Source organism: Pseudomonas sp. CFSAN084952 (genome assembly GCF_009648855.1).
Lineage (GTDB): Bacteria > Pseudomonadota > Gammaproteobacteria > Pseudomonadales > Pseudomonadaceae > Aquipseudomonas > Aquipseudomonas paracarnis.
The window spans coordinates 4,527,263-4,544,619 of record NZ_CP045767.1; the positions used below are offsets into that span (position 1 = coordinate 4,527,263).

At 58.3% G+C, this 17,357-nt stretch carries 15 protein-coding genes and 1 tRNA gene; 1 reads left to right on the forward strand and 15 read right to left on the reverse strand.

What is annotated here, in order from left to right:
• Positions 1-12: 12 nt before the first annotated feature.
• From GH769_RS20570 to rlmE, 7 genes are all read right to left on the reverse strand, one after another.
• Positions 13-98 (reverse strand) — tRNA-Leu (locus GH769_RS20570).
• A 22-nt stretch (positions 99-120) separates the two neighbouring features.
• A complete protein-coding gene (secG, locus tag GH769_RS20575; protein WP_081036822.1) occupies positions 121-504 on the reverse strand; it encodes a preprotein translocase subunit SecG in 384 nt (127 codons plus the stop codon).
• A gap of 4 nt (positions 505-508) precedes the next feature.
• Entirely contained in the window at positions 509-1,264 is a 756-nt protein-coding gene (gene tpiA, locus GH769_RS20580) for a triose-phosphate isomerase (RefSeq protein WP_032902686.1), read from the reverse strand.
• Positions 1,265-1,330: 66 nt separating this feature from the next.
• Positions 1,331-2,668 (reverse strand): phosphoglucosamine mutase, encoded by a 1,338-nt coding sequence (glmM, locus tag GH769_RS20585; protein ID WP_003194195.1) that lies wholly within the window; start codon positions 2,666-2,668, stop codon positions 1,331-1,333.
• A 16-nt stretch (positions 2,669-2,684) separates the two neighbouring features.
• On the reverse strand, positions 2,685-3,536 hold the full coding sequence (gene folP, locus GH769_RS20590) for a dihydropteroate synthase (RefSeq protein ID WP_014719952.1): 852 nt from the start codon (positions 3,534-3,536) through the stop codon (positions 2,685-2,687).
• Positions 3,537-3,544: 8 nt separating this feature from the next.
• On the reverse strand, positions 3,545-5,455 hold the full coding sequence (gene ftsH, locus GH769_RS20595; protein ID WP_019817951.1) for an ATP-dependent zinc metalloprotease FtsH: 1,911 nt from the start codon (positions 5,453-5,455) through the stop codon (positions 3,545-3,547).
• 200 nt (positions 5,456-5,655) lie between these two features.
• Positions 5,656-6,306, reverse strand: coding sequence for a 23S rRNA (uridine(2552)-2'-O)-methyltransferase RlmE (rlmE, locus tag GH769_RS20600; protein ID WP_014719954.1), 651 nt, complete (start codon positions 6,304-6,306; stop codon positions 5,656-5,658).
• Between the two features lie 107 nt (positions 6,307-6,413).
• Between rlmE and GH769_RS20605 the strand changes: the two genes are divergently transcribed.
• On the forward strand, positions 6,414-6,722 hold the full coding sequence (locus GH769_RS20605) for a YhbY family RNA-binding protein (RefSeq protein ID WP_003176146.1): 309 nt from the start codon (positions 6,414-6,416) through the stop codon (positions 6,720-6,722).
• Between the two features lie 9 nt (positions 6,723-6,731).
• On the opposite strand, the gene GH769_RS20610 is transcribed toward GH769_RS20605, so the two are convergent.
• The 8 genes from GH769_RS20610 to grpE all read right to left on the reverse strand — a co-directional run bounded on the left by GH769_RS20610 (position 6,732) and on the right by grpE (position 17,204).
• Entirely contained in the window at positions 6,732-7,136 is a 405-nt protein-coding gene (locus tag GH769_RS20610; RefSeq protein WP_032902688.1) for a hypothetical protein, read from the reverse strand.
• A gap of 28 nt (positions 7,137-7,164) precedes the next feature.
• Positions 7,165-7,641, reverse strand: a complete 477-nt coding sequence (gene greA, locus GH769_RS20615; RefSeq protein WP_032873232.1) for a transcription elongation factor GreA — start codon at positions 7,639-7,641, stop codon at positions 7,165-7,167.
• Between the two features lie 2 nt (positions 7,642-7,643).
• Entirely contained in the window at positions 7,644-10,865 is a 3,222-nt protein-coding gene (gene carB / locus GH769_RS20620) for a carbamoyl-phosphate synthase large subunit (RefSeq protein WP_003194205.1), read from the reverse strand.
• A 105-nt stretch (positions 10,866-10,970) separates the two neighbouring features.
• On the reverse strand, positions 10,971-12,107 hold the full coding sequence (gene carA / locus GH769_RS20625) for a glutamine-hydrolyzing carbamoyl-phosphate synthase small subunit (protein WP_032902690.1): 1,137 nt from the start codon (positions 12,105-12,107) through the stop codon (positions 10,971-10,973).
• A gap of 259 nt (positions 12,108-12,366) precedes the next feature.
• The gene (gene dapB / locus GH769_RS20630) at positions 12,367-13,173 is read right to left on the reverse strand and encodes a 4-hydroxy-tetrahydrodipicolinate reductase (RefSeq protein ID WP_014719957.1); all 807 of its coding nucleotides are present in this window, start codon (positions 13,171-13,173) and stop codon (positions 12,367-12,369) included.
• Positions 13,174-13,183: 10 nt separating this feature from the next.
• Positions 13,184-14,308: a molecular chaperone DnaJ gene (dnaJ, locus tag GH769_RS20635; RefSeq protein ID WP_032902692.1), complete on the reverse strand. Its 1,125-nt coding sequence runs from the start codon at positions 14,306-14,308 to the stop codon at positions 13,184-13,186.
• Between the two features lie 316 nt (positions 14,309-14,624).
• The gene (gene dnaK / locus GH769_RS20640; protein WP_014719959.1) at positions 14,625-16,541 is read right to left on the reverse strand and encodes a molecular chaperone DnaK; all 1,917 of its coding nucleotides are present in this window, start codon (positions 16,539-16,541) and stop codon (positions 14,625-14,627) included.
• A 102-nt stretch (positions 16,542-16,643) separates the two neighbouring features.
• Positions 16,644-17,204 carry a nucleotide exchange factor GrpE gene (gene grpE / locus GH769_RS20645; protein ID WP_003194215.1) on the reverse strand — a complete coding sequence of 187 codons (561 nt, stop codon included), beginning with the start codon at positions 17,202-17,204 and terminating at the stop codon, positions 16,644-16,646.
• Positions 17,205-17,357: the final 153 nt, after the last annotated feature.

Here is a 17,357-nt window from a genome sequence, read left to right on the forward strand (position 1 = left end):
TCTCCTGATAATTGGTACCGAGAAGGGGACTCGAACCCCTACACCCTATGGGCACAACCACCTCAAGGTTGCGTGTCTACCAATTCCACCACCTCGGCAATACAGCGTTTACAACCCTTCTTACTTCTGCTCTTGAGCTGGAGGCACGTCAGTCGCTGGAGTAGCCGACTTTTGCTCTTGAAGCACCGGGACATCATCAGAAGCCGGTTTTGCTTTTGGAACTTCCAACGCTGCTGGGTTTGGCAAACCTACTTGAGTCAGCACATGAGCTTTCTCTTTAGCAAAGTAACCTAACCCTAAGCTGGTTATGAAGAAACCTGCGGCAAGTATAGCAGTAAACTTACTAAGAAAGGTAGAGGAACCTTGGCTTCCGAACACAGTATTTGAAGCACCTGCACCGAAAGACGCACCAGCATCCGCACCTTTACCCTGTTGCAACAAAACCAGAGCAACTACGCTCAGGGCAGCCAACAGATGAAAAACGACTACGACTGTTTCCAGCATTTTTTCAGTTTCCCGCGGCGCGACAGATCGCACCGAACTCATCTGCATTCAGGGAAGCTCCACCAATGAGCCCCCCATCGATATCCGGCATGCCGAACAGTTCGACCGCATTGGCCGCCTTCACGCTGCCGCCGTATAGAAGCCGCACACCTTGTGCAACTTCAGAATTCTCTGCCACCAACTGCGCGCGGATGGCTGCGTGCACATCCTGCGCCTGTTGCGGTGTAGCAGTCAGCCCGGTGCCAATGGCCCAGACCGGCTCGTAAGCAATAACTGCCTTTGCAAATGCACCAACACCCAGCTCCTCGATGATGCTGCCCAGCTGACGCGAGACAACTTCAAGAGTCTTGCCCGATTCGCGCTGCTCAAGGGTCTCCCCTATGCACAACACCGGAATCAAGCCACAAGCCTGTGCTGCGGCGAACTTGCGGTTGAGCGTCCCATCCCGCTCGCCCATCATCTGGCGACGCTCGGAGTGCCCGACAAGCACATAGGAACAACCCGCATCAACCAGCTGACTCGGCGAAATCTCGCCGGTCAACGCACCTTGCATCGGCTCTACCGCAGAGTTCTGCGCGCCGACCTGAATCGACTTGCCCTTCAAGCCATCAACCACTTGGTTGATATGCAAGCAAGGCGGGAACACCGCGACGTCAACACCGCTAGGCAAGGCCAAGTGACGAAGGCCGTTGATCAGCTCAGCGACACTGGCGCGGGTACCGTGCATCTTCCAGTTACCAGCTACCATAGTGCGACGCATGCTGTACCCCGTCGGTCAAAGTGGGCGCAGATGTTACCCAACCACATCATCACTGGCAAGCCGAATTCAGGCGCAAACTTCAGTTACCAGTTTTGCCAGGTCTTCGGCATGGCCGCGAACCTGTGTTTCGTCCTCGCCTTCGACCATCACACGCACCAGCGGCTCTGTGCCGGACTTGCGCAGCAACACACGCCCGCGCCCCGCCATTGCCTGGGTCACGCGCTCGCAAGCCTCTTTGACAGCAGGGTGCTCGATGGGGTTTTCGCCACCGGCAAAACGCACATTGAGCAGCACTTGCGGGCACTTGCGCAGGGCTTGACGCGCCTGGGCCAGGCTCTCCTCGCGGCGACGCAGGGCCAACAGCACCTGTAGCGCGGCGATGATCGCGTCACCCGTGGTGGTGTGCTGGAAGCAGACCACGTGCCCGGAGTTCTCGCCGCCGACCAACCAGTTACGCTCCAGCAGTTCGGCGATCACGTAGCGGTCACCGACATTGGCGCGAATAAAGGGAATCCCCAGTTCTGCCAACGCCAATTCCAGCCCGAGATTACTCATCAGAGTGCCGACCACGCCACCTTGCAGCTTGTTACGCTCATGCAGGTCACGGGCAATGATGAACAACAGGTCATCACCATCCACGATCGTGCCAGTGTGATCCACCATCAGCACGCGGTCGCCATCGCCATCAAAAGCGATGCCCAGGTCCGCATGCTCAGCCAGCACAGCAGCCTGCAGCTGCTCCATGTGGGTGGAACCGCAGTTGTCGTTGATGTTCAAGCCGTTGGGCTGAGCCGACAGCACGGTAACCTGTGCACCCAGTTCCTTGAAGACGCTCGGCGCCACCTTGTAGGTCGCCCCATGGGCGCAATCGACAACAATCTTCAAGCCTGCAAAATTGGTGCTGCTCGGGACGCTGCTTTTACAGAATTCGATATAGCGGCCTGACGCGTCGTTAATGCGCGACACCTTGCCCAGCTTGCTGGACTCGACCACCGTCATCGGCGCATCCAGCAGCTCTTCGATCATCAACTCGATCTCGTCAGGCAACTTGGTGCCCTGCCCCGAGAAAAACTTGATGCCGTTGTCATCATGAGGATTGTGGGAGGCGCTGATCACAATACCGGCTTCAGCGTGGAAGGTACGCGTCAGGTAAGCGATTGCCGGCGTGGGCATAGGCCCCAACAACATCACATCGGCCCCGGCGGCGGACAATCCGGCCTCCAGCGCAGACTCAAACATGTAGCCCGAAATACGGGTGTCCTTGCCCACCAGGATGCGACACGCGCCCATGCTGCGGAACGCCATGCCTGCCGCCCAACCCAGCTTGAGCATGAAATCAGGGGTGATCGGGAATTCGCCGACCCGACCACGAATGCCGTCGGTGCCAAAATATTTTTTAGTCATAAGTACTCCATCATTCTTATTCGGCTGATTCTACAGCAGCGAGCATGCGCACCACATCGACCGTTTCGGCGACATCATGCACACGCAAAATACGTGCGCCCTTGGTCACGGCTAGTGCCGCAAGCGCCAGGCCGCCATACAGGCGTTCGCCGACGGGGCGATTCAAGGCGAGCCCTATCATGCTCTTGCGCGAAACGCCGACCAACAGCGGGCGACCAAGGGCGTGCAGCGCTTCCATGTGTTTGAACAGGCTTAGATTGTGCTGCAGGGTCTTGGCAAAGCCAAACCCCGGATCGAGGATGATCTGTTCGGGCGCAATACCCACAGCCACACACTGGGCAACCCTCTCAGCAAGAAACCCACCCACCTCGCCAACCAGGTCGTCGTAATGCGGATTGTCCTGCATGTTGCCGGGCTCACCCAGCATATGCATGAGGCAGACAGGCAAGCCGGTTGCAGCGGCCGCATCAAGGGCGCCGTCGCGCTGAAGCGAGCGCACGTCGTTGATCAACCCAGCTCCCAGCCGCGCGGTTTCGCGCATCACTGCCGGGGTGGAGGTGTCTACCGAGATGATGACATCCAGCTCACGGGCAATACGCTCAACTACCGGCGCCACCCGCTCCAGCTCCTCCAATGGAGAAACAACGCGGGCGCCGGGGCGGGTCGATTCCCCACCCACATCAATCAGCGTCGCACCGGCAGCCACCATCGCCTCGGCATGGCGCAACGCGGCGTCCAACTGACTGAAGCGGCCACCATCGGAAAAGGAGTCAGGGGTTACATTGAGGATGCCCATGACATGCGTCCGGGCCAAATCAAGAACCCGGTTGCCGCAAGGCAACCGGGTAGAGGACAAAGCAGAAGTCATTTCAAACCTTAGTGATCAGCTGCCGGGCCGCCGATAGGCGTTTCAGGGCGCTCATTCTGCACCACAGGCGGAGTGCCCGAAGTACCCGAACCACCTTCCCAGTCGCGCGGCTCACGCGGCGTGCGGCCCGACATGATGTCGTCGATCTGGTCGGCATCGATGGTTTCGTACTTCATCAACGCATCAGCCATGGCGTCCAGCTTGTCACGGTTGTCAGTGAGGATCTGCTTGGCAGTGCCGTAGCACTGGTCAATGATGCTGCGAACCTCGGAGTCGATCAGCTTGGCTGTCTCACCCGAGAAGCTGGCGCTTTGCCCACCGCCGCCACGGCCCAGGAACACTTCGCCTTCTTCTTCGGCGTACATCAATGGGCCGAGTTTTTCCGACAAGCCCCACTTGGTCACCATGTTTCGCGCAATCTGGCTGGCACGCATGATGTCGTTGGAGGCGCCAGTGGTCACACCGTCGAAGCCAAGGGTCATTTCTTCAGCAATACGGCCACCATACAGCGAGCAGATCTGGCTGATCAGCGCACGCTTGGAGAGGCTGTAGCGATCTTCTTCCGGCAGGAACATGGTCACACCCAGTGCCCGACCACGAGGAATGATCGACACTTTGTAGACGGGGTCATGCTCAGGCACAACGCGACCTACAATGGCGTGACCTGCCTCGTGATAAGCGGTGTTCTGCTTCTCTTTCTCGGACATGACCATGGATTTGCGCTCGGCGCCCATCATGATCTTGTCTTTCGCCAATTCGAACTCTTTCATCTCAACGATGCGCTTGCCAGTACGGGCAGCGAACAGCGAAGCCTCGTTGACCAGGTTCGCCAGATCAGCACCGGAGAAACCGGGAGTACCACGGGCGATCACAGCCGGAGCCACGTCGTCACCCATTGGCACCTTGCGCATGTGTACTTTCAGGATCTGCTCACGACCACGAATGTCCGGCAGGCCGACCACAACCTGACGGTCGAAACGGCCCGGACGCAGCAACGCAGGGTCGAGAACGTCGGGACGGTTGGTTGCGGCGATGACGATAATGCCGTCATTCATCTCGAAACCATCCATCTCTACCAGCAACTGGTTGAGGGTCTGCTCACGCTCATCGTGACCACCACCCATGCCCGCGCCACGATGGCGACCGACGGCATCGATTTCGTCGATGAAGATGATGCATGGCGCGTGCTTCTTGGCCTGCTCGAACATATCGCGAACACGGCTGGCGCCGACGCCGACAAACATCTCGACGAAGTCAGAACCGGAAATCGTGAAGAAAGGCACCTTGGCTTCGCCGGCAATCGCCTTGGCCAGCAAGGTTTTACCGGTACCCGGAGGCCCCACCATCAGCACACCGCGAGGAATACGGCCACCCAGGCGCTGGAACTTGCCCGGATCACGCAGGAACTCGACCAACTCACCGACTTCTTCCTTGGCTTCGTCGCAACCTGCGACGTCAGCCAGGGTGGTCTTCACCTGGTCTTCGGAGAGCAGGCGCGCCTTGCTTTTGCCGAAGCTCATCGGCCCGCCCTTGCCTCCCGCACCGCCTTGCATCTGGCGCATGAAGAACATGAACACGGCGATAATCACCAGGATCGGGAAGCTGGCAACCAGGAGCTGGGTCCAGATGCTTTGCTGTTCAGGCTGCTTGCCTTCCACAACGACCTTGTTATCCACCAGGTCACCGATGAGACCGTTGTCCTGAATGGCAGGACGAATGGTCTTGAAGCTGTCGCCATCGTTGCGCTTACCGGTAATCACGTAGCCATCAACCGCTACGCGCTCGACCTTGCCATCCTTAACTTGCTGGATGAAGTCGGAATAGTTGAGGGTCTGCGGCTCGTTAGGGCTGGAGAAGTTGTTCATCACCGTCACCAGGACAGCCGCGATGATCAACCACAGGATCAGATTCTTTGCCATATCGTTCAATTAACTACCCTCTGAAGCAAGCTCCGCTACTGGCGCGCGCTTCGCATGATATTCACCGGCCTAACTTACTACATTACCTACAACTCTGGCAGGCGCCGTCTGTAACCCTTTGTGAAACTTTGACTACGCAATATTCGTAAAGCTTCGTGACGAAAGCGATATAAAAAAACCTATCGCCCTCCTCGATTTTCTCAAAAACGCTCTTCGCTCGCAGCGCCTTCGACACCGCGGAAGCCACGGCACAGCAGATACTGCTCCCTGGACCGGTCACGGGATGAGTCCGGCTTGCGTGTCTGTACCTTGTCGAACAACTTGCGAATGTTCTTGTGGTACTCGTCGAAACCTTCGCCCTGGAAGACCTTCACCAGGAAATCGCCACCCGGACGCAACACCCGACCTGCCAGATCCAGCGCCAGTTCACACAGGAACATGGCACGCGGCATATCAACAGCCGGTAATCCACTCATATTGGGGGCCATGTCGGAAATCACAAGGTCTACCTGCGAATTTCCCACAGCCTCCAGGATCTCGGCCAATACCTTGTCCTCGGTGAAATCGCCGTGAACAAAGGTCACGTCCGGGATGCTGTCCATCTCGAGGATGTCCGAAGCGATCAATCGACCTTGCCCACCAATCAGACGACTGGTCACCTGGGACCAGCCACCGGGGGCCGCGCCGAGATCGATAACGCTCATGCCTGGACGAATCAATTTGTCCTTGTCCTGGATCTCCAGCAACTTGTAGCTGGCCCGGGAACGGTAGCCGTCCTTTTGCGCCTTTTTGACGTAAGGATCATTGAAATGTTCTTGTAGCCACTTAAGGCTGGTTTTGGAACGGGCCACGGGCCACCTCGAAAAAATAAAACGGGTCGTGATTAACTGGGCGGTCCCGGACTCGCTCGGGTAAACTGGCCGCCGCTTTTTACAAGATCAGACGCAGGGGTCAGATTATGCCGCTCACTCAAGAGCAGAAGAAACAGTACAAATCCATTGGCCACCATCTGAAACCAGTTCTGATTGTGGCAGACAACGGTTTGACTGAGGGTGTGCTAGCCGAATTCGAGCGCGCACTGAACGATCACGAACTGATCAAGATCAAGGTCAACATCCTTGATCGCGAAGCGCGCCTGGCCGCCGTTGCAGAACTGTGCAAGGTCGGCAAAGCGGACCTGGTTCAGGTCATCGGCAAGATGGCGCTGCTGTATCGCAAGAACTTCAGCGTCAACAAGCAACTGTCGAACGTTCATCGCTTCAAATGATGAAAAGGGTCAAGGGCGTGCTTCGCGCGCCCCGCCACTCCATCCCGGCGCAGGTTGCATAACCAGCACCAGGCCAGAGAACCCTAGCACAAGATAGCTGAATAACTGCCAGCGCAACGCTTGCGGCAGCCACACATGCACCACGCAAAACATTGCGCATGCATACAGCGCCATCAACAGCAGTTGCCCGCGGATATCCCGCCACAAACTCTTCAGGCCTTCGGCCTTGATCAGCACCAACACCTGAAGCATCACGCACGTCGCCGCAAAACCCACCAGCAGCGCACTCAGCAATCCGTCGATCTCATCGATCAGCAGCGGCGCCAGGCCAATCAGGCCCAACACCGGCAATACACCAATATGTAACAGCCATAGGCCGCCCACCCAAAGCATCTGAGAGAGCTGCCAAAGCATGGCGCCCGCACGCAGCGGGCGCCGTCTTTCAGATGTGACGAACTTCGACAATCTCGTACTCAATGACGCCGCTCGGCGTTTTCACGGCAACCACGTCGCCTTCTTCCTTGGCAATCAAGGCGCGAGCAATCGGCGAGCCGACAGAGATCTTGCCTTGCTTGAAGTCAGCCTCATCCTCACCCACGATCTGGTAAGTCACGCTTTCGTCGGTCTCGACGTTGGCGATTTCCACGGTCGTGCCGAAAATTACCTTGCCGGTATGCGGGATGGTGGTGACATCGATGATCACCGCATTCTGCATACGGCCTTCGATGTCACGAATCCGCGCCTCGACCATACCCTGCTGCTCGCGAGCAGCGTGGTATTCGGCGTTTTCCTTCAAGTCACCCAGCTCGCGGGCCGTACCGATGTCCTGGCTCAGCTTTGGACGTACGACCTTGGTCAGATGGGCGTGCTCCTCTTCCAGGGCGCGCGCGCCCTGAACGGTCATCGGGTATTTGGTTATGCTCATGCCTTCAATCCTGCGTGTAGATCCTGCAAGCGACGCACGGTCTTTTCCGGACCGAACTTCAGCGCTTCACAGATAGCTTCGCCAGCAGCAATGGTAGTGGTGCAGTAAATCTTGTGCTGCAAGGCATTACGACGAATGGAATAGGAGTCCGCGATCGACTGGCGACCTTCGGTGGTGTTGATGATCAGAGTGACTTCGTCATTCTTGATCATGTCGACCACATGCGGACGGCCTTCCGTCACCTTGTTCACGCGACGTACTTTCAGGCCGGCAGCTTCGATCAGCTTGGCGGTCCCGGCGGTAGCCACGACTTCAAAGCCCAAGTTGATCAGATCGCGGGCGACCCCTGCAACCAGTGGTTTGTCATCATCACGTACGCTGATAAACGCAGTACCGCCGGTCGGCAGCACTTCACTGGCACCCATCTGGGCCTTGGCGAATGCTTCACCGAAGGTATCGCCCACACCCATCACTTCACCGGTGGACTTCATCTCTGGGCCCAGGATCGGGTCCACACCAGGGAATTTGGCGAACGGGAACACCGCCTCTTTCACACTGTAGAAGTTCGGAATGATTTCCTTGGTAAAGCCGATTTCCTTCAGGGTCTTACCAGCCATCACACGCGCAGCGATCATGGCCAGGGACACACCGATGCACTTGGACACGAACGGTACGGTACGCGAGGCACGCGGGTTGACTTCGATGACGTAGATGTCTTCGCCTTGCAGCGCCAACTGTACGTTCATCAGGCCGACCACACCCAGTTCCAGGGCCATCTTCTTGACCTGTTCGCGCATCTCGTCCTGGATGTGCGCCGGCAGCGAGTACGGCGGCAGGGAGCACGCGGAGTCACCGGAGTGAACGCCGGCTTGTTCGATGTGCTGCATGATGGCGCCGATCACGACGTCAGTACCGTCGCAGACCGCGTCCACGTCCATTTCGATGGCGCAGTTGAGGAAGTGGTCCAGCAGCACCGGGCTGTCGTTGGAGACTTTCACCGCATCACGCAGGTAGCGCTTGAGTTCTTCTTCTTCGTAGACGATTTCCATCGCCCGGCCGCCCAGTACGTAGGACGGACGCACCACCAGCGGGTAGCCGATCTTGCTGGCCGCGCGAATGGCTTCGTCTTCGCTGCGCACGGTGGCGTTCGGCGGCTGACGCAGGTTCAGGCGCTCAACCATCTGCTGGAAACGCTCACGGTCTTCGGCACGGTCGATTGCATCCGGGCTGGTACCGATGATCGGCACGCCAGCGGCTTCGAGGGCACGCGCCAGCTTCAGCGGGGTCTGGCCGCCGTACTGGACGATCACGCCTTTAGGCTTCTCGACGCGGCAGATTTCCAATACGTCTTCCAGCGTTACCGGCTCGAAGTACAGGCGGTCGGACGTGTCGTAGTCAGTGGAAACCGTTTCCGGGTTGCAGTTGACCATGATGGTCTCGTACCCATCTTCGCGCAGGGCGAGGGCGGCGTGTACGCAGCAGTAGTCGAACTCGATGCCCTGGCCGATACGGTTCGGACCGCCACCCAGGATGATGATCTTGTCGCGGCCCGTCGGCGCGGCTTCGCACTCTTCCTCATAGGTGGAGTACATGTAGGCCGTGTCGGTGGCGAACTCTGCGGCGCAGGTGTCAACGCGCTTGTAGACCGGGAAGATATCCAGCTTGTGGCGATGAGTACGCAGGTTCTTCTCGGTCACACCCAGCAGCTTGGCCAGACGCTGGTCGGAGAAGCCTTTGCGCTTGAGGCGGAACATCAGGTCGCGATCGATAGACGACAGACCCAGCGTCTTGACCTTCTCTTCTTCCTTGATCAGATCTTCGATCTGCACCAGGAACCACGGGTCGATCATGTTCATGCCGAAGATATCTTCGACGCTCAGGCCGGCACGGAAGGCGTCAGCCACGTACCAGATACGCTCGGCGCCCGGCACGGTCAGCTCGCGCTTGAGGATGCTCATGCTTTCCGGGTTGCTCAGGTCGAGCTTCTCGTCCAGGCCGCAAACACCGACTTCCAGGCCGCGCAGCGCTTTCTGCAGGGATTCCTGGAACGTGCGGCCGATGGCCATGACTTCACCGACCGACTTCATCTGGGTGGTCAGGCGCGCATCCGCCTTGGCGAATTTCTCGAAGGCAAAGCGCGGCAGCTTGGTCACGACGTAGTCGATAGACGGTTCGAAAGACGCCGGCATAGCGCCGCCGGTGATTTCGTTTTGCAGCTCGTCCAAGGTGTAGCCGATAGCCAGCTTGGCAGCGATACGCGCAATCGGGAAACCGGTCGCTTTCGAGGCCAGCGCCGAAGAACGCGATACACGTGGGTTCATCTCGATCACGACCATGCGGCCGGTGTCCGGGCAGATGCCGAACTGGACGTTGGAACCGCCGGTTTCAACGCCGATCTCGCGCAATACCGCCAAGGAGGCGTTACGCAGGATCTGGTATTCCTTGTCGGTCAGGGTCTGTGCTGGCGCCACGGTGATCGAGTCACCGGTGTGCACGCCCATCGGGTCGAAGTTTTCGATGGAGCAGACGATGATGCAGTTGTCCTTCTTATCGCGGACAACCTCCATCTCATATTCTTTCCAGCCGATCAGCGATTCGTCGATCAGCAGCTCTTTGGTCGGCGACAGGTCCAGGCCACGAGCGCAGATTTCTTCGAACTCTTCACGGTTGTAAGCAATACCACCGCCGGTGCCGCCCATGGTGAAGGACGGACGGATGATGCACGGGAAGCCCAGGGTCTCGAGGACCGCATTGGCCTCTTCCATGCTGTGGGCGATACCGGAACGCGGGCACGCCAGGCCGATGGACTTCATGGCCTTGTCGAAACGCGAACGGTCTTCAGCCTTGTCGATGGTGTCGGCATTGGCACCGATCATCTCTACGCCGAACTTTTCCAGGACGCCTTCGCGCTCCAGGTCCAAGGCGCAGTTCAGAGCGGTCTGGCCACCCATGGTTGGCAGCAGCGCGTCCGGACGCTCTTTTTCGATGATCTTGGCAACGGTCTGCCACTTGATCGGCTCGATGTAGGTGGCGTCGGCCATGGCCGGGTCGGTCATGATGGTGGCCGGGTTGGAGTTCACCAGGATGACGCGGTAGCCCTCCTCGCGCAGGGCTTTACAGGCCTGGGCGCCGGAGTAGTCGAATTCGCAGGCCTGGCCGATCACGATCGGGCCAGCGCCAAGAATCAGGATGCTTTTTATGTCTGTACGTTTTGGCATGGGTTTGTCACTCAAATCCGCAGGTCAGTCGGCAAGCCGTCTTGAACAATCTTTGAAGAGCCTGCGGGGGCCACCGCAATCCGGGGCCGCCCGCAGGCCACTCAGTCAGCGTCGCTTGGCCATCTCATTGATGAAACGGTCGAACAGCGGCGCTACGTCGTTCGGGCCCGGGCTGGCTTCAGGGTGGCCCTGGAAGCTGAACGCGCTCTTGTCGGTGCGCTCGATGCCTTGCAGGGAGCCGTCGAACAGCGACTTGTGAATGGCGCGCACGTTGCTCGGCAGGGAGGCTTCATCCACCGCAAAACCGTGGTTCTGGCTGGTGATCATCACAACGCCGGTGTCCAGGTCTTGTACCGGGTGGTTGGCACCGTGGTGGCCGTGGCCCATTTTCAGGGTCTTGGCGCCGGAGGCCAAAGCCAGCAACTGGTGACCAAGGCAGATGCCGAACACCGGAATCTCGGTCTCCAGTACGTCCTTGATGGCCTGGATAGCGTAGTCGCATGGCTCAGGGTCACCCGGGCCGTTGGACAGGAACACACCGTCCGGCTGCATCGCGAGCACATCGCTGGCGGGGGTTTGCGCGGGCACCACGGTCACACGGCAACCGCGCTCGACCAGCATGCGCAGGATGTTGTACTTGACGCCATAGTCATAGGCGACCACGTGGTAAGGCAGATCGGCAGCCTCGATAGTCGCGTGGCTGTCAGTCTTCAGTTCCCATACGGTGGAACGCCACTCGTACTTCTCTTTGACGCTGACGACTTTCGCCAGGTCCATGCCCTTCAGGCCAGGGAAACCTTGCGCCGCGGCAATCGCCGCCTCTTCGGAGATATTGTCACCGACCATGATGCAGCCGTTCTGCGAGCCTTTTTCACGCAGGATGCGCGTGAGGCGGCGCGTATCGATACCGGCGATCGCCACAACGTTGTTGGCTTTCAGGTAATCGGACAGCGACATCGTGTTACGCCAGTTGCTCGCAACCAGTGGCAGGTCACGAATCACCAGGCCCGCCGACCAGACACGATCAGACTCGACATCTTCCGGCGTAGTGCCGGTGTTGCCGATGTGCGGATAGGTCAGGGTAACGATCTGTTGGGCGTAGGAAGGATCGGTAAGGATTTCCTGATAGCCGGTCATGGCAGTGTTAAACACCACCTCTCCAACGGTCTGACCGTCGGCTCCAATGGCTTCGCCGCGAAAAATGCTGCCATCAGCAAGGGCGAGTATGGCTGGCTTAGTCAAGAAGACCTCCCGTAAATAAAGCCTGAAAGGGCGATCGCAGGTTGTAAAAAAGCGGAGTGACGTATGGACACGTCACCCCGCTTCTTCACTGAATTATTCTGCGCGCTTTTAGTGGACACACTAAAGCTGTAGCTTACAGAAAAAGGCTTTTTTGGTCCACCGCTAATGAGCCTTAAAGGCAGGGGAATGCGACAGGACGTCGCCTAGCGGGTAAAAACGGGGCCACAGGATAATCCTGAGCCCCCGTTTTAGCTACTGGTTAGTGCAAATCCAGCACGTCACGCATGTCGTACAGGCCCGGCTCGCGGCCGTCCAACCAAAGCGCAGCACGCACCGCGCCCTTGGCGAAAGTCATGCGGCTGGAGGCTTTGTGCGTGATCTCCAGGCGCTCGCCTTCGGTGGCGAACAGCACGGTGTGATCGCCAACCACATCACCACCGCGCACGGTTGCAAAACCGATGGTGTCGCGTGCGCGCTCCCCTGTGTGGCCTTCACGCCCGTATACCGCCACTTTCGACAAATCGCGGCCCAGCGCATCGGCAATAGCTTCACCCATGCGCAACGCAGTGCCCGACGGGGCGTCGATCTTGTGACGGTGATGAGTCTCGATAATCTCGATATCAGCCTCATCACCCAGCACGCGCGCCGCCAGGTCCAGCAATTTCAGCGACAGGTTTACGCCCACGCTGAAATTGGCAGCGAAGACGATCGGAATATCCTTGCCCGCCTCCACCAGCAACTGTTTCTGCTCGGCGCTCAAACCGGTGGTACCGATCACCATAGCCTTGCCCGCCTTACGGCAGAAGGCCAGATTTTTCAGCATCACTTCCGGCAGGGTGAAGTCGATCAGCACGTCGAACTCGTCAGCCACCTGCTCAAGGTTGCCAGACAACGAAACACCGATGCGGCCCAATGAGGCCAACTCACCTGCGTCCGCGCCGATCAACGTACTGCCTGGGCGAACAATCGCCGCCGTCAGCCCGGAGGCCGGCGAGCGTTGCTGCACCGCCTCGACCAGCGTCTTGCCCATGCGCCCGGCAGCGCCCATTACGGCTATACGTCGCATATTCAGATCCTTACAGGTCGCCGAAGAAGCGTTTTACACCGTCGAAGAAGCCCGTAGTCTTCGGCGAGTGGGAGTCATCGCCTTCCAGCGAGCTGCGGAACTCTTCCAGCAGTTCACGCTGACGACGATTCAGGTTCACCGGGGTTTCCACCGCCACACGGCACATCAGGTCGCCAGCACCGCCACCGCGCACGGGCGCAACGCCTTTGCCACGAATGCGGAACTGCTTGCCGGTTTGAGTCCCCTCGGGAATCTTGAGCTTGACCCGACCATCCAGCGTCGGAATCTCCAGCTCGCCACCCAGGGCCGCATCAACAAAGCTGATCGGCACTTCGCAGAACAAGTGCTTGCCGTCACGCTGGAAGATCGAGTGCTCGCGCACATTGATCACCACGTACAGGTCGCCCGCAGGGCCACCCTGGGCACCCGCCTCGCCTTCGCCCGACAGTCGAATACGATCACCGGTATCCACACCCGCCGGCACTTTCACCGACAGCGTCTTGTACTCTTCGACGCGGCCTTCGCCGTGGCAGGAGTCGCACGGATCGGAAATGATCTTGCCCTGGCCATGGCAACGCGGGCAGGTTTGCTGCACCGAGAAGAAGCCCTGCTGCATGCGTACCTGCCCGATACCGCCGCAGGTCGGGCACGTGATCGGCGAGGAGCCTTTCTTCGCACCCGAGCCGTCGCACGGCTTGCAGTTGACCAGCGTCGGCACACGGATATTGACACTGGTGCCGCGCACGGCTTCTTCCAGGTTCAGCTCCAGGGTGTAACGCAGGTCGCTGCCGCGCTGAGGGCCGCCACGCTGACCGCCACGGCCGCCACCGAAGAAGTCGCTGAATACGTCGCCGAAAATATCGGAGAAGTTCTGGCCACCAAAACCGGCACCGCCGCCGCCCATGCTCGGGTCGACGCCAGCATGGCCATACTGGTCGTAGGCCGCACGCTTATTGGGATCACACAGGCATTCGTAGGCCTCGTTGGCCTCTTTGAACATCTCTTCGGATTCTTTGTTATCCGGATTACGGTCCGGGTGGTGCTTCATCGCCAGGCGACGGTAGGCTTTTTTCAGCTCCGCCTCGCTGGCGCCACGCTCCACACCCAATACTTCGTAATAGTCACGCTTTGCCATAAGTCTTTGCACTCTTAAGGACGTTCGACCTGGCCCTCCTGAACCCTGCCAAACTCGTTGAGCCCCAATACAGGCCCGGACCCAACTCACGTCAATTCAACGATCCTGGTCATTACTGTTTTCAGCCAGGGAGCCGGCCAAAAACGCGGTGACTGTCATTCGGAAAGCAGGAGCATTCCCGTTCACACCGCCAGCATCCGAGCGTTGTCGCATGCTGTAAAAATTCGCATACCCCAGACACGCCAACGCGGGAGCAAGCTCCCGCGCGGCGACATCCTACCAGTCACCGCTTGTGCGCGGTCAACCGGGCGACAACTTACTTGTTGTCTTTAACTTCTTCGAACTCAGCATCGACAACATCGTCGTGCTTGGCTTCAGGCTCTGCTTGTTGCGCAGCGCCGTCAGCCGGCTGGCCTTGCTCGGCGTACATTTTCTGAGCAACTGGCGCGGAGACTTTCGACAGCTCCTCAACCTTGGCTTCGATGGCAGCCTTGTCGTCGCCTTTAATGGCGGCTTCCAGCGCAACCACTGCCGCTTCGATTGCGGTTTTCTCTTCGTCTGTCACTTTGTCGCCAGCATCAGCGATCATTTTGCGCGTCGAGTGAACCAGCGCGTCACCCTGGTTACGGGCGCCTGCCAACTCTTCGAACTTCTTGTCGGCTTCAGCATTGGTTTCAGCATCACGGATCATCTGTTGAATTTCTTCATCAGACAGGCCGGAGTTGGCCTTGATGGTGATCTTCTGCTCTTTGCCGGTGGCCTTGTCTTTCGCGCCGACGTGCAGGATGCCGTTGGCGTCGATGTCGAAGGTCACTTCGATTTGTGGCACGCCACGTGGTGCTGGTGGAATCTCAGCCAGGTCGAACTTGCCCAGGGACTTGTTCTGTGCGGCTTGCTTACGCTCGCCCTGCAGCACGTGGATAGTCACGGCGCCCTGGTTGTCATCGGCAGTCGAGAACACCTGAGATTTCTTGGTAGGAATCGTGGTGTTTTTCTCGATCAGCGCAGTCATCACGCCACCCATGGTTTCGATACCCAGGGTCAGCGGGCTTACGTCCAGCAGCAGCACGTCTTTCACATCACCGGCCAGTACCGCACCCTGGATGGCAGCACCCATGGCAACGGCTTCGTCCGGGTTCACGTCTTTACGGGCTTCTTTGCCGAAGAACTCGGTGACCAGCTTCTGAACCAGTGGCATACGGGTCTGACCGCCCACCAGGATCACGTCGTTGATCGAGCCAACGTCGATACCGGAGTCTTTCAGCGCGATGCGGCAAGGTTCGATGGTGCGCTGAACCAGGTCTTCAACCAATGCTTCGAGCTTGGAACGCGAGATCTTCACGTTCAAGTGCTTAGGACCGGTAGCGTCTGCAGTGATGTACGGCAGGTTCACGTCAGTCGACTGAGCGGAAGACAGCTCGATCTTGGCTTTTTCAGCGGCTTCTTTCAGGCGCTGCATGGCCAGCGGGTCACCCTTGAGGTTCATGCCGCTTTCTTTCTTGAATTCGTCAACGAGGTAGTCGATCAGACGAATGTCAAAGTCTTCACCACCCAGGAAGGTGTCACCGTTGGTGGCCAACACTTCGAACTGGTGCTCGCCGTCAACTTCTGCGATCTCGATCACGGAGACGTCGAACGTACCGCCACCCAGGTCGTAAACGATCACGGTGTGGTCGCCCTTGGCCTTGTCCATACCGTAAGCCAGCGCGGCTGCGGTTGGTTCGTTGATGATACGTTTTACATCCAGGCCCGCGATGCGGCCGGCGTCTTTGGTAGCCTGGCGCTGGCTGTCGTTGAAGTAGGCCGGAACGGTGATCACCGCTTCAGTCACTGCTTCACCGAGGTAGTCTTCGGCGGTCTTCTTCATCTTTTTCAAGATTTCAGCCGAGATTTGCGGCGGCGACATTTTCTGGCCGTTCACTTCAACCCAGGCGTCACCGTTGTCGGCCTTGGCGATTTTGTAAGGCACCATCTTGATGTCTTTCTGTACGACTTCTTCGTCGAACTTACGACCAATCAGACGCTTTACCGCGTACAGGGTGTTGTGCGGGTTGGTCACCGCCTGACGCTTGGCCGATTGACCGACGAGGATTTCACCGTCGTTGGCGTAAGCGATGATCGACGGAGTGGTACGTGCGCCTTCGGCGTTTTCAATAACTTTTGCAACGCCGTTTTCCAGCACGGAGACGCAGGAGTTGGTGGTCCCCAGGTCGATACCGATAATTTTGCCCATGATTTACTCTCCCGAAACTTGAATTTGGTTGCCGCAGCAGTTTTGGCTAACTGCGGTAGCACTTAAACGCTTGACTTATAAATGGGGGCCTTGCGGCGAATTTCAAGCCTGCTCATCAATAGAAGGTGCAACGGGTGCAGGAGCCTTGCTCACCACCACCATTGCCGGACGCATCAGGCGACCGTTGAGCTGGTAACCCTTCTGGAACACCTTGATCACGCTATTAGGTTCCAGGTCATGGCTTTCTTGCATGGCCATGGCTTGGTGATGTTCAGCATTGAACGGCTCGCCGGCTTGCGGATCGATAGCTTCCAACTGATAACGCTTCAGGGTGTCCTGGAACATTTTCAGGGTCAGCTCGATGCCTTCGCGCATTGGGCGGATGTTTTCATCGTCCGGGTTGGACAACTCAAGACCACGCTCCAGGCTGTCGATGATCGGCAGCAGGTCACCGGCGAATTTTTCCAGCGCGAACTTGTGAGCCTTCTCTACATCCTGCTCGGCACGGCGGCGGACGTTCTGCAGATCGGCGGCAACACGCAACGATTGATCCTGCGCAGCGGCCAATTGCTCTTCGAGCACCTGCACACGAGTCGCCAGTTCATCACCGGCAGCCGAATTGGCGTCTGGAGTTTGCGTATCCTGCGTCTGTTCGTCAGCCATAGATTTCTCCTTTCAAAATCATGCGCGAACTCAACTCGCGCTTCTGCTCCGGTATATGGGGCCACAATTTTCAGGTTCAAGGGCGCAGGCGTTACCAAAAGTCTTTCGATTGACCTGGATCATTTCCTTCACGCTCATTCCACATCGCGCTAA

Bases quoted from the DNA above. Each gene is read 5' to 3' on its own strand.
- secG (WP_081036822.1), bottom strand. From the start codon at position 504: ATGCTGGAAACAGTCGTAGTCGTTTTTCATCTGTTGGCTGCCCTGAGC.
- tpiA (WP_032902686.1), bottom strand. From the start codon at position 1,264: ATGCGTCGCACTATGGTAGCTGGTAACTGGAAGATGCACGGTACCCGC.
- glmM (WP_003194195.1), bottom strand. From the start codon at position 2,668: ATGACTAAAAAATATTTTGGCACCGACGGCATTCGTGGTCGGGTCGGC.
- folP (WP_014719952.1), bottom strand. From the start codon at position 3,536: ATGACTTCTGCTTTGTCCTCTACCCGGTTGCCTTGCGGCAACCGGGTT.
- ftsH (WP_019817951.1), bottom strand. From the start codon at position 5,455: ATGGCAAAGAATCTGATCCTGTGGTTGATCATCGCGGCTGTCCTGGTG.
- GH769_RS20605 (WP_003176146.1), top strand. From the start codon at position 6,414: ATGCCGCTCACTCAAGAGCAGAAGAAACAGTACAAATCCATTGGCCAC.
- GH769_RS20610 (WP_032902688.1), bottom strand. From the start codon at position 7,136: ATGCTTTGGCAGCTCTCTCAGATGCTTTGGGTGGGCGGCCTATGGCTG.
- carB (WP_003194205.1), bottom strand. From the start codon at position 10,865: ATGCCAAAACGTACAGACATAAAAAGCATCCTGATTCTTGGCGCTGGC.
- dapB (WP_014719957.1), bottom strand. From the start codon at position 13,173: ATGCGACGTATAGCCGTAATGGGCGCTGCCGGGCGCATGGGCAAGACG.
- dnaJ (WP_032902692.1), bottom strand. From the start codon at position 14,308: ATGGCAAAGCGTGACTATTACGAAGTATTGGGTGTGGAGCGTGGCGCC.
- dnaK (WP_014719959.1), bottom strand. From the start codon at position 16,541: ATGGGCAAAATTATCGGTATCGACCTGGGGACCACCAACTCCTGCGTC.
- grpE (WP_003194215.1), bottom strand. From the start codon at position 17,204: ATGGCTGACGAACAGACGCAGGATACGCAAACTCCAGACGCCAATTCG.